Origin of the sequence: Kribbella sp. NBC_01245 (assembly GCF_036226525.1) — a bacterium.
Classification (GTDB): domain Bacteria; phylum Actinomycetota; class Actinomycetes; order Propionibacteriales; family Kribbellaceae; genus Kribbella.
Genome location: NZ_CP108487.1, coordinates 3,728,668 through 3,741,532 on the forward strand (window position 1 = coordinate 3,728,668; position 12,865 = coordinate 3,741,532).

General features: G+C 66.9%; 7 protein-coding genes. 1 reads left to right on the top strand and 6 read right to left on the bottom strand.

Annotated elements, in window-relative coordinates:
• Positions 1–286 precede the first annotated feature (286 nt).
• Entirely contained in the window at positions 287–2,188 is a 1,902-nt protein-coding gene (locus OG394_RS16360; protein ID WP_328996222.1) for a glycoside hydrolase family 127 protein, read from the bottom strand.
• Positions 2,189–2,357: 169 nt separating this feature from the next.
• Between OG394_RS16360 and OG394_RS16365 the strand changes: the two genes are divergently transcribed.
• On the top strand, positions 2,358–3,374 hold the full coding sequence (locus OG394_RS16365; protein ID WP_328996223.1) for a LacI family DNA-binding transcriptional regulator: 1,017 nt from the start codon (positions 2,358–2,360) through the stop codon (positions 3,372–3,374).
• 48 nt (positions 3,375–3,422) lie between these two features.
• Here the strand turns inward: OG394_RS16365 and OG394_RS16370 are convergent, their stop codons facing one another.
• From OG394_RS16370 to OG394_RS16390, 5 genes are all read right to left on the bottom strand, one after another.
• The gene (locus OG394_RS16370; RefSeq protein ID WP_328996839.1) at positions 3,423–5,324 is read right to left on the bottom strand and encodes a glycoside hydrolase family 43 protein; all 1,902 of its coding nucleotides are present in this window, start codon (positions 5,322–5,324) and stop codon (positions 3,423–3,425) included.
• A 393-nt stretch (positions 5,325–5,717) separates the two neighbouring features.
• Positions 5,718–7,205 carry a ricin-type beta-trefoil lectin domain protein gene (locus tag OG394_RS16375; RefSeq protein ID WP_328996224.1) on the bottom strand — a complete coding sequence of 496 codons (1,488 nt, stop codon included), beginning with the start codon at positions 7,203–7,205 and terminating at the stop codon, positions 5,718–5,720.
• Positions 7,206–7,363: 158 nt separating this feature from the next.
• Entirely contained in the window at positions 7,364–8,554 is a 1,191-nt protein-coding gene (locus OG394_RS16380) for an ABC transporter substrate-binding protein (RefSeq protein WP_328996225.1), read from the bottom strand.
• Between the two features lie 246 nt (positions 8,555–8,800).
• The gene (locus OG394_RS16385; RefSeq protein WP_328996226.1) at positions 8,801–11,575 is read right to left on the bottom strand and encodes a carboxypeptidase regulatory-like domain-containing protein; all 2,775 of its coding nucleotides are present in this window, start codon (positions 11,573–11,575) and stop codon (positions 8,801–8,803) included.
• A gap of 188 nt (positions 11,576–11,763) precedes the next feature.
• A complete protein-coding gene (locus OG394_RS16390; protein WP_328996227.1) occupies positions 11,764–12,798 on the bottom strand; it encodes a LacI family DNA-binding transcriptional regulator in 1,035 nt (344 codons plus the stop codon).
• Positions 12,799–12,865: the final 67 nt, after the last annotated feature.

Here is a 12,865-nt window from a genome sequence, read left to right on the forward strand (position 1 = left end):
GCGAGGCGTTGGCGCTCGGCGTCCACTGGCCGGATGGCGCCGAGGCGCTGCCGGGTCGGCGAGGCATACACCGGAACCTCGTCCCCCCTTCCTTTGTGCGCGAGTGGACGCGTCTGAACCTCCCGCGAGTGGACGCGTTATTACGCGACCACTCGTGCCCAAAGATTTCTCGCGGGTGGTCGCGTTATGACCTGACCGCTCACGGGAGGTCATAGGCGTCCACTCGCGGGAAGTTCGGACGCGTCCACTCGCGGGAGGGTCAGACGCGCCCACTCGCGGGAGACCGCTAAGCGAGGGGGAGCCAGACGCGCATCGCGGCGGGGCCGCGGTTGGCCCAGGCGTGATACGGGATGGCTGTGACGGTGATGGGGGCGCCGGTCGCTGATGCCGGCTCGTAATGCTCGTACAAGGCGGACCCGAGTGGCCGGATCACGGCGGACAACCGGAGTCGTACGGGCGTGATGTCGTCCGCCGCGTGCTCCTCGGTAATGCTCGCCGACGGGTCCAGGCGCAGCTGCTCGACCAAGACGCCGTCGGGCAGGTCGACCTGCTCCACGCAATACACGAGTGGGCCGCGTTCGACCGCCACACAGCCGCGTACGGCGTCGACGCGCTCGTCGGCGCGCACAAGGCGTGGCGTCATCGGCAGCGTGAGCCGCACCGTGGCGCCATCCTCGCAGGACACCCGCAGATACGAGCCGGGCGTCGGTTCTGCCAACACACGCGCACCGGCAACGTCGACGGTGGCGCCTTCGGCCCAAGCCGGAACACGTACGGCGAGTTCGCCCTGGCCGCTGACGGTCACCAGTACGTCGCCGTCCCACGGGTAGCCAGTCTCGACGACGACCTTCATACTCCCCGCGGTGAACGTCCCCGGGGTCAGGAGATGCAGCTGTACGCCGGAAGCGTCCGACGTCGCCGCGTAGCCGTGCAGGGATGCGAACAGGCGAGCGAGGTTCGGCGGGCAGCACGCGCAGTCGTACCAGGGCAGGCGCTCGCTGGGCGCGTCCTCGCTCGAACCGTCGTGACCATTGCGCAGCTGCAACGGGTTGGAATAGAAGAAGGCGGTCCCGGTGTGGGTCATCGACGCCGCGATCGCGTTGAGCAGCGCGCGTTCCATCTCCTCGGCGTACCGGGCCCGCCCTGTCGCCAGGAGCATGCGCCAGCACCACTGCAGGGCGGCGATCGACGCGCAGGTCTCGGCATACGCGCGGTCCGGCGGCAGCTCGTACGGATCGCCGTACGCCTCGTCGCGGTGCCGGGAGCCGTGCCCGCCGGTGATGTACATCTTGGTGCCGAAGGCGCTTTCCCACAGCTGCTCCATCGCGTCGAGCAGCGTCTGGTCGCCGTTCTCCAGGTACAAGTCCGTGACGCCGGCGGCCAGATATAGCTGGCGAACCGAGTGCCCGATGGCCTCGGTCGCCTCGCGCACTGGGAGATGGTCCTGGAGGTACTGCGGGCCGAAACGCCCAGCTTCCAGGGAGCCATGCCCACGCCGTTCGACCTGAAGCTCGGCGGCGCGTAGGTAGGCCTCCTCCCCTGTCTCGCGGTAGAGCTCGATCAGCGCGGTCTCCACTTCGGGATGCCCGTCGATGATCGGCCGGCCGTCTTCGCCGAAGGAGCGGACCACCAGGTCCGCCATTCGCCGCGCGATCGTCAGGAAGCGCTCGTCGCCGCTGCCGCGATGAAGCGCGACAGCGGCCTGCATGAGGTGTCCGGCGCAGTAGAGCTCGTGCGTGAACTCGGGGCGGTCGAACGGCACCTCGCCCGGCGTCCCCTGCACATACGTGTTGAGGTAACCGTCCGGCAGTTGCACCCGTTCGAGCAGGCCGGCCACGTCGGTCAGCATCGCGGCCCACTGGTCGGTGCCGGTGCGCCCGATCTCCCAGCCGATCGCCTCGAGGGTCTTGTAGAGGTCGGAGTCCGCGAACCAGAACCCCCGGAACTTGCCTTCTGGTGTTTCCTGGCCGGCCTCGTCGAGGCGGCGGAAGTTCGCGATGACGCCCGTGCGCTCCACGTTCTGCACGCAATGCGGAATCGTGGCCGCGGCGTTGAGCTCCTGCCAGCCGCCGAGCAACGATGCGGGATCCAGCTGTACGGCGCTCAGCGGCAACGGCGTGAGATGCGCGAGTCGTCGCGGCACGGCCGGTCCAAGGGTGCGAGTCAGCGCGTCGATGTGAAGATTCACCTGCTACCTCTCGGGGAGATTTGGGAAACTTTGGACAAACGTTTTCCCGTCCGTCAACATAGGGAATCTCCCCGGAACGGTCAAGACCTCACTCCAACCTCGTGTAGTCTTTGAGGAAAGTATTTCCCACTTTGAAGCCCAAAGTTTCCCGCACAGACCAGGACCGCCGATGACCGACGAACCAGCCCTCGGGGCCGCCGCCCGCCGCGTCGGCATCGCCGATGTGGCCGCCAAGGCCGGCGTTTCCCTGGGCACCGCCTCCAAGGCGCTTAACGGCCGCGGCCGGCTCCGCGACGAGACCCGCGCCCGCGTGCAAGCCGCCGCCGACGAGCTGGGCTTCGCCCCGAGCAACGTCGCGCGAAGCCTGCTCACCGGGCGCACCTTCACCGTCGGCATCATCACGACGGACAGCTACGGCCGCTTCGGTATCCCGGTGATGCGCGGCGCCGAGGACTCGCTGGCCGCCGGCGAGATGATCGCGTTCCTGTGCGACGGCCGCGACGACCCGATCCGCGAGCAGCACCACCTGCGCAAACTGCTCGAGCGCAGGGTCGACGGCATCATCGTCGCCGGACGCCGCACCGACCCACGCCGGCCGATCGGCGACGACCTACCCGTTCCGGTCGTGTACGCCTTCGCGCCCAGCAGCAGCCCGGCCGATTGCAGCGTCGTCAGCGACGAGCGTGGCGCCGCCCACCTCGCGGTCGAGCACTTGGTCAAGACCGGCCGCCGGCGCATCGCTCACATCACCGGCCCGCAATCACACGCCTCGGCCCGCGAGCGCGCCACCGGACTGACCGAGGCGCTTGCCGCCCACGGTCTGGAGCCTGTCGGCGAACCGTTCTTCGGTAGTTGGACCGAGGCCTGGGGGCGCTTCGCGGCAGTGCAACTGCTGCGCGCGAACGAAGACGTCGACGGCGTGTTCTGCGGCAGCGACGTACTGGCCCGCGGGGTCACCGACGGATTGCGCGAGGCCGGCATCTCGTTGCCAGGCCAGATCGGCGTCGTCGGCGTCGACAACTGGGGGCTCGTCGCCGAGGCGGCCCGGCCGCCCTTGACGACAGTGGATCTCGGGCTGGAGGAAATCGGCCGCCGCTCCGCCGAACTCTTGCTCGAAGCAATCAACGGCCACGCGCAACCGGGCATTCACGTCGTACCGGGTCATCTGGTAGTCCGCGAATCGTAAGCCGGAGCCCCCGGCGGGCCGAATCCCGCCGGAGGCGCCGGAGACCGGTTAGTTGTCCTTGGCAACCATTAGCCAGCTGATCTGGATGTCCGGCGAGCGCGTCGGTGCAACGGTGACGGTGATCTTGCCGTCCGCTCCAACCACGATGCCGCCGTACGCCGCTGCCGCGTTGGTGCCGGTGAAGAGCCGTTCCTGATCGACGACTGCTCCGTTCACCATCACCTGAGCCGCGCGATTCGCCCACGGCCAGGGATCGAAGTACCCCGCGTGCACGGTGTACGTCCCAGGCTCCAAGCCCTCGAACGTGTAGACGAGCGACTCGTGGTTCTTGGCGTACCGCAGGGTGCTGTACAGATCGCCACTACCCGCCGGAGCACTCGAGCCCGTGTATCCCCAGGTCGTCCCGGTGACGGGATCCACGCCCAGCGCTTGCTCAGGCCCGGAGTTGAGCAGCGGGCCTTCGCCGGCAGCGACCTCCGTCAGACGTTTCCAGTCCGGAGTGGCCACCCCGCCCGCGTTGACGGCGTACCGCAGGCCATGCGGGACCACCACGACCGTCCGGGTGAACGTGCGCCCGTCCGAGAGTGTGCCGCGGAGACTCGCCGGCCCTGGCTTTGCGACCGTTGACGCGTCCCAGGTGACCGACAGCTGGGTCGATCCCTTTGCGGTCGTGACGCTGACCTGGTTCGGGAGATTGCTCGTATCGTCCAGCCACACGTGGTCCGGTAGCACCGTGCTGACGGTCCAGCGTTGATAGGGCTGGAGGTCGCCGAGCTTCCACTCCTGGTCCGGGCCGATCGACAGGCTGCCGCCCTCACCGAAGCGCATCGGCATCCAGACGTACGGCGCGTTGGCGAGGTCGTTGGGGGTCCACCGGTCGCCCATGTAGAGGTACTTCCCGGCCGCGCGGTCGTACGGAATCACGTTGGTGCTCTGCGATCGGAAGGTGTTCGCCGCGCCGTCCCCGCTGATCGGGTTGCCGCGGTCGGTCCATTGGCCGAGGATGCTTTGCGCGGTGGCATACCTGGCCGGGTTGGGATCCCAGCCGGTCGCGCCGGACGTGACCAGGTAGTACGTGCCCTCGGACTTGAACATCGCCGGCGCCTCACGCTGGTTACACGGCAGCGTGCGAACGAAGTCCTTGCCCTGTACGGCGTCCTCGGGCTTGGCGGAAAGGTACGTGTAATCCCCTCTGAGCTTGGAGATGTACATCGTCCGGTTCTCCTCGGACGAGTAGATGATGTACCCACTGCCGTCGTCGTCGACGAAGAGCGTCATGTCCCGGGCCATGCCGCCGGCCGGGTCGAACGCCGACGACGTACCGCACCAAGGCACGGAGTCACTCGGCACCCGGTTCAGCCGGTATGAGTCGATCCAGCGGAACGGCCCCTTCGGCGAATCGGACACCGCCACACCCGCCTCGGCGCGCGCGTACGTCGACGTACTGGTCGGTGATGACGGCCCGTCGGAGTGCACCCACATGACCCACTTGCCGGTCGACTTGTTGTAGATGACCTTCGGGCGCTCGAGGATCGACGGCCTCGCCCAGCCGTCCGTGCGCACGCTGTTCGTCGACAGGTCCCGCCAGACGATCTCCTTCTGCGCTGCGGTGTATCGCCCGTAGAGCTTGGCGAAATACTTGTCGGTCTCGAACTGGTCGGGAGAACTCAGAGCCCGCAGTGCGAGCCCTTCGTCCTTCCAGTTGTAGAGGTCGTACGACGCGTATACGTGGACGCCGGGGCTGTCGTAATACCCCTTGCTGCGGTCCTCGCCGTACCAGTACCAGATGCGTCGGCCGTAGTCGTCGGTCGCGGGAACGACCTGGCCACCGTGAGCCTGGATCACCTTCCCGTTCGTATCCCGCCACTCCGCCCCCGGCCGGAACGACTCGTAGGCCGCGGCGGAAGCGGACTCGGCGGATGCCGGGCCCGCTCCCGCCGAGACGAGCACGGACAAGGTCAGAGCCGCGAGCGTGACGGCACCTGTGGCGAGGAGCTTTCTGAGGTTTTGACGTCCTCCACCCGCCTGAAGGCGAGGGATTCCAACCCGCCACCCGGAGGTAGCAGGCTGCGGTTCGCGGATCGTAGCCGTGCCCAACTGCGCAAGAAGGCTCACCGCGCTGCCACGGCCCGCCCGGCCGCAGTCACCACAAGGTCTAACGATGGTGCAGGTGCCGGCCGCTTGGTTATCGCAGGCCAGCACTGCAAAACGTACCCGACGCCCCCGACAAAACCCTAAAAGGAGAGACCGGCGCTTCCTCCCCGCCATGACGGACGGGGTGCCCACGCCGGACGATCGATTAGAGCTGGGCGATTTCATAGGATTGTCCTCACTCGCAATGGGCTAGGAACGGGTCCAGCGCTGGTTGCTTTCGTTGTTGCAGTGCCAGACGTCGATCGCCGTACCGTTGCCGGTCCCGGCACCAGCCGCGCTCAGGCAAAGACCCGGGTAGGCGATGCTCGTGATCGACAGGTCGGCGTTGAGCTCCCAACCCTGGTTGGCCGCTCCCGTGCAACTCGTGATGATGGCCGGGCTACCCGCACTGGCACCGTCGCCGCCGATCGTGAGGCACTTGTCGCCGTACACCGTCAGCTGCTTGGTAGCCGTCCAGTTCCACGACTGGTTGCCGCCGCCGTTGCAGTCCCACAGATCCAGCGCCGTGCCATTCGTCGTCGAGAAGCCCGGTACGTCGACGCAGCGACCACTGCCCTCTCCTCGCAACACCTCACCAGGCGGCGTCGGCGGCAGGTCGTTCGTCGGCTCCTCCGCGAGCAAGCCCCAGCCCCACTGCAACTGCGCCAGACCACTGGAGCTGTTGACCTCCAGATCGCCGTCGCCGACGAGCGTCGTCATCGAGTACGCGTCGCCGTTCCGCAGACCCGGCCAGTAGACGATACCCATCCGCTGCGCCCGCGCCGTCTCGGTGAGCGCGCCCATGTACGACGTGTAGACGTTGCCCTCGTGGTTGCCGTAGTTCAGCCCGGCCGTCATCGGCGAACCGGCCTCGTCGATGATCGTGCGCCAGCCGTACGAGCCGATGCGCGGCCGCAGGTTCGCCAGCCACTCCGCCTCGGTCGTGTGGGAGGCCCAGAAGCCGTAGAAGTGCAGCGAGAGCAGCGTGCCCTTCAAGGCCGGCTCCGCGCCCACACCGGTGACGTTGTCGTTGTACCCGGTGCCCGAGATGACGACCCGCCCGCGGGGCACGCTCTTGTGCCGCGCCAGCCAGGACGACGTGAGCGTCACCCACTCGTCGAGCGAGTAGCCGAACGGCTCGTTCATCGGCTCGAAGTAAACCAGCGGATTGCCGCGATACCGGTTGACCACCCGGTCCCACATCGCGGCGTAGGCCGCGGGGTCGTCGACCCGGCCGTCCTTCGCGTTGTTCGCCTCCCAGTAGCTCAGGATCACCTTGAAGCCGTGGCGGGTGGAGGCGTCGATGGCGGCCTGGTACGACTTCCACCAGTCGGTCCCGACGCTCGACGGGTTGATCGGCAGCCGGATCGTGTTGGCCTTCAGCTCGCGCCGGAACTCCAGCACGATGCCCGAGGACTTGCGGTACGTCGTCGCGTAGTCGTCGGTGGTGCTCAGTCCGGACGGCACGACCGCGTCTGCCGCGTAGTTGTCCCGCGGATCCGCCCAGTTGACGCCACGGAACGCGCTCGTATCAGCGGGCCCGGTGCCGGCTGCCGCATCGGCTTCGGTGGCTTCCGTGGATGCGGTGGATTCCGTCGTTGACGCGGTGGGTGAAGCCGTGGCCGGCGCTGTGATGGCAGCCACCACGGCCGTCAGGGCGAGCGCTGCGCAAGCGATACGCCGAACAGTGGGTCTCACGCGATCTCCTCTCGAGCGATGCCCGAAGGCCTCGCTTGATCCGGGTTGAGCGGCTCATGTTTGCGTAAACATCGGCCTCGGTCTACAGCCAATGTTTGCGTTAACATCAGTTGTGACGAGCGTCACATCCGGCCCGAAGCGGAGTCCTCCACCGGATCTCAGCCGGCCGAGTCGATGTCCTTCTGCAGGTCATCGACGAAGGCCTTCGCCGCCTGCGCCGGCGTCTGCCGCCCGAACAGCACGTCCTCGCCGTGGCGCCGCAGAAGGTCCTCGACCCCGCTGGCACCGTTCGGCGTCACCCGCGGCGGATCGGCCACGGTGATGGCATCGAGGTACGCCGCGGCCGCCTTGTCGGTGGCGTCCAGCTTCGGCGTGATCGCGCTGCGCACCTTCGGATTGGCGGGCACACCTCGATCGGTCAGCAGGATCGCGCCCGCCTCCTCGCTGTTCGCCAGGAAGTCCAGGAACAACGCGGCCTCCGCCGGGTATTTGCTCCGCGACGAGATCGACCAGAACATCGACGGCTTGTAGTACGCGCCCGGCGACTTGGCCGCCGACTCCCCCGGCAGCTTCAACAGCGCGAGGTTGTCGCCACTCGCCTTCGTCAACGCGGTGAGCTGGGTGTTCCACCAGAAGCCGAACGCCGACGTGTTGGTCGCCGTACCGGACTGGTCGAGCGATCCGCTAGCTCGTTCGACCGTCACCGCCGGAGTGGGCGTCACGCCGTCCTTGGACAACTGGGACATCTTCGCGAAGAGGTCCTCCACGGCCTTCGGCTCGACGACGACGTTGCCCGCGTCGTCGTACAGCGAGCCTCCCTGCTGGCGGGCCCAGATGTTCAGCCCGCCGACGTCCATCCCCCACGACTGCACGCCGGTGACCTTGCCGCCGCTGGCCTTCGAGATCCGCTGGCCCACGGCCCACAAGTCGTCCCAGGTCCACTTGCTGTCGTCCGGCATGGGGACGCCGTACTTCTTCAGCAGGTCCGTGTTGACGACGACCGAGTACGACGCCAGCCCGACCGGCAGGGCGTACTGCTTGCCGTCGACGGCACCGGTGGCCAAGGCCAACTGGTCGATGCCGTCCAGGCCGAGATGCGTTCCCTGCGTCTTGAGGTCGAGTAGCGCACCACGATCGGCGTACGACGAGAGGTACAACTCGTCCATCTGGATCACGTCGGGTGCGTCATTGGCCGCCACTGTCGTCGCGAGGCTGTCCCAATAGCCGTTCCAGTCCTTGAACTCACCCTTGATGGTGATGTTCGGGTGCTTGCTATGGAACAAGTCCATCACCTGCTGCGTGCGCTGATGCCGGGCGTCGGACCCCCACCACGTGAACCGCAGGGTCACAGGTTCGTCAGACAGCTCTGTCGAGCCACTCGAACCGCCGGAACATGCGGACGCAACGAGAACCATCGACAGAAGAAGCCCAATCAGCTGCAACCATTGGCGTTTTGTCTTTGCATTCATTCGTCGGAATCCGCCCTCTGCCCGCCGCTGACCTGTGCTGCTTCGCGGCGCTGAGAGGGCGGATTCCGACGAATGAATGCAAAGACAAGGCAGGCCGTCGTGTGCAAGTGGCATCGGGGGGTCCTTTCAGAGGCCGTGGGCGATGCGGACACAATCGACGTACGCATTGCCGTAGTTGGAACTGTTGGCGTAGAACGCGATTCCGCCGATGGCCGGCATGGCAGTGCGGAACTGCTGGTCGTTACTGACCAGGGCGCCGTCGAGGTACAGGTCGTACCGCTGGTTCACGGTGTCGACGACCAGCCGTACGTCGTACCAACGGTCGAGCTCGTACGTCGCAACCGTGCGCGAGGTGGCGCCCTCGGAGGCGATGACGTTTCCCTTGTCGAAGGCGAGACTGATCCCCGCGACACCGCTCTCGTTGTAGAGGTAGGGCAGGCCGAACCAGTTGCTGCCGGAGACGTACGGCTGGTCGCGCATCACGCGGGCCTCTACCGTCACCAGGCCGCGCAGCGGAGTGGCCAGCGTCTGCGAGATACCAGTGCCCGCAGTACCTCCGGTGTTCGCCAAGCGGGTGAGCCGGACGCTGTGGTCAGCGGCCGACGGGACTTCCACAACGTCAACGGCGTTGCCAGTGGCGCTCACCGTCCAGCCGCCACTCCCGTCCGGCAACGCGCCCGCAGGCCTGTCGTCGAAGTCGTGAACCTGTACGTCTTCGCCGACCGGCTTCGGCAGTAGGAACGCGCCCGCGTCCGCGACACCCGCTGGCGGCACAGTGAGGCCGGCCCGCTCGACGGTCTGCCGACCTTCAAGGCTTGCCACGACGGAGTAGCCCGGCCCCATCGGCATAGCGGGCACCGCGAAGCCGCCGTCCACACCGGACTGGACTGTTGCGACTTGCTGGCCGTCACGGCTGATGGAGACGACAGCTCCGGCTAGAGGCGCTGCCCGCTCGTCTAGTACGCGGCCGCCGATTGAACCGTCCGTGTTCCGCAGTACGACGGTGAGGTCGCTGCGGGTGGTGTTGCCATGGCGAACGCTGACCGTCGACCTAGCCGCGTCGTACCCGTCCTTGACCGCCGTGACGACAGCTTCGCCGAACGGCACCTGCGCGATCCGGTAGAACCCGTCGGCCTGCGTAGTGCCTCGGTAAGTTCGGCCGCGCGTCGTGACGGCAACACTCGCGCCTTCGACCGGATGGCCGAACTGGTTGCGCACAAAGCCGTTGACCGACTCCCAGACCTGCCCAATTGGCGTTCGGTACTCGAAGGCGCCTACGTCCGGCAACCCGTTGTAGAGCGTCGTACTCGCGTAGTCGCGTCCACCGTTGTCTGCGATCGCTAGACCGGTCCCGACCGCCGGTGAGCCCGAACCCGATCGCAACGCGAGTGCGCGGTGTAGCTGCGGCCCGGTGGTCTCAGTGCCGTACGGACCAGCCAGGACTCCTGCGAACAAGGGATCGCCACTGAGCGCACGAGTGTCTGACGCCGGTACGGCGAGCTGCGCCCCGGCGTACAAGTTGTTGCCATAGGTGATGGTCGGACTCGTCGTCAGGGACGCGCCTGCTCGCGTGGAGTAGAAGACGTTGTTGCGAAGGTCGTAGCGCGCCAGCAGGGAACTGCCGTATCCGTAGACCAGGTGATCGCTACGGTCGCTGTAGATCGTGTTGTTGTAGATCTGCGCGTTCGCCGCCCGGTCGGAGTGCAGGTAGATCTGGTAGCGCGTATTGGCGGCAATGGCGTTGTAGCGCACTACTACGTCACCGAACGAGAACTGGCAGATCAGGATGCCGTCGCCGTTGTGGTGGACGAAGTTGTACTGCACGACGACCCGCGTGGTGGCCTTGTCCGGGTCGATCGCGTTGGAGTCGGCACCGCCCGCCTTTTGCTGGGTCTCGTAGACCTCGTTGTACTGGATCACGACGTCGTCGGCGTAGTACGCCTCGATCCCCGACGTCCCGGCCCGGTAGACGACGTTGCGCTCGATGAGTGCACCCCGTACGTCGGTGAGGTACATGCCGTTGCAGGCGTAGTCGCTGCCGTCCTGCTGGACGAAGTTGTTCCGGATGACCACGTTGGTGTGCGGGGTGAACCGGGTGTCGCCCGCGTTGGCACGCTCGCCCCAGCCGGTGGGGACGGCGCCCGGCGTGGAACCCGTGTGCTGCTTGACGATGATGCCGGCGAACGAGGTTCGTTTGATGGTGGAGTTCTCGATCACGATGTCGTTCAGCACGGTCGCGGCGCCGGGGGCCGTTTCGTCGGCGACGGTGCCGCGGAAGACGATCCCGCCGGTGTTCTTCGAGCGGTCCCAGCCGGTCTTGAAGGTGACGCCGGGTGCGTTACCGGCCGGGTCACCGCCGATCCAGTTCACCTCGCCGGTCACGTCGTGGACGTAGACGCCGTCGATCCTGAAGTGGTCCAGCCGGCCGCCTTGATCACCGCTGACTTGGATTCCTCGCAGGTCGCGAAGGTTCGTACCCGGCTCACCCGCGAGCGGGCGGGTGTTGGTGACCTCGAGGTTCCGGATCTCCCAGTGCTGCTGGTTGAACAGGCGAACCGTCTCAGCCACCTCGCCGGCACCGTGCACGGCCGGTTTGGCGCCGGGACCGTACCGATCAACGACGATCGGGAGGCCGGCTGATCCCGAGCCCTTGGGCCATAGCTGTCCCGTCCAACTCTGACCGGCCCGGAGCAGAATCCGATCGCCGGGCTCGAACGTCGTCGCATTCACCTTCGCCAACGTCCGCCAAGGCTGCAACGGCGACGTCCCCGCCGCCGCATCGGACCCACGCACGGCATCGACGTAATAGCTCGCGCCATCATTCGAATCGGCGGTCGCCATCCCGGGCGATACGAGAAGCAACGCAAGCGTCAGCGCAATGAGTCGGGCCTTGATCCGCATTCGCCACCCCTTGGAAAGCCTTTTCCAGTCGCAGCGATCCTGCAACCACGCCAGCCCGATAGCAATGGGTAGCCAAGAGGTGACCGAATCCGGCCAGCCCTCCCTTTCTTTGCGACGACCCGGCGCAAAGAAAGTGGCGCGCCGTCGCAAAGAAGGGGGCCGCGTCGTCGCAAAGAAGGTGGCGCGGGTTAGGTGCGGGGTGGTGCGGTGCTGGTGCGGATGATTAGTTCTGTGCCGACGCTGACTGGTTGGTGGTGGTGTTCGCCGGCCTGGATCTCGCCGATCAGCGAGTCGACGCTAAGCCGGCCAACCTCGGCGAACTGCTGCCGGATAGTGGTGAGCGGCGGCCAGAAGTGCGCGGCCTCCTCGACATCGTCGAAACCGACCACGCTGACGTCACCCGGCACCGCCCGCCCCGCCTCATGCAGAGCACGCAAAAGCCCCAACGCCATCTGGTCATTGGCTGCGAACACGGCCGTGACGTCCGCATCGGCCGCCAACTTCCGCCCGGCCTCATACCCGGAACCCGCCGACCAGTCCCCGACCAACACCGTCGGCACCACGCAACCGCGATCCGTCAACGTCTGCTGCCACGACCGCCGCCGCCTGGTCGCGGCAAACGAGTACGGCGGCCCACCGAGGTGCCACACCGTCGTATGCCCGAGATCCAGCAGATGCTCCGTGGCTAGACGCGCGCCCTGCGCCTGGTCGGTGTCGACAACGGGATAGTCGTACAGCGCGCTCGAATCGACCACGACAACGGGCAACCCCTCAGGCAGCAACACCTCGGCCTCGTCGAGTTTGTACGCCTCGATCAGGATGATCACACCATCCACCGCCTGCTGCCCCAGCCGGGTGAACGCGTTCGAGACCGCGCCCTGGGTGGCGTCCAGCACGGGCAGCAGGTTGACCGCATAACCCCGGATCGTGGCCGCCGCGGCGATGGCGTCGAGCGTGCGGGTGGTGCCGATACTGGAGAGCTCGAAGACGATCACGCCGATGCTCCGGGACTGGCCGCTGCGCAACGCCCGCGCGGCACTGTTCGGCCGGTAGCCGACCTTCCGCATCGCCGCCAGCACCCGGTCCCGGGTGGCCGCGTCCACGTTCGACCGATCGTTCGCGACCCGCGACACCGTCTGTCCGGACACCCCGGCCAGGCGGGCGACATCGGCCATCGACGGCCCGCGCCGCCGTACCGGGCTCGGTGTTTCGTCCCCCGCCATCGGAGCTCCTTTCGGACTGTGGACATGTTGACGTAAACACGCTACCGTCCCCCGGGTGATGTTGACG

Coding starts and splice junctions, on each gene's coding strand:
- OG394_RS16365 (WP_328996223.1), top strand. CDS start 2,358: ATGACCGACGAACCAGCCCTCGGGGCCGCCGCCCGCCGCGTCGGCATC.
- OG394_RS16385 (WP_328996226.1), bottom strand. CDS start 11,575: ATGCGGATCAAGGCCCGACTCATTGCGCTGACGCTTGCGTTGCTTCTC.
- OG394_RS16390 (WP_328996227.1), bottom strand. CDS start 12,798: ATGGCGGGGGACGAAACACCGAGCCCGGTACGGCGGCGCGGGCCGTCG.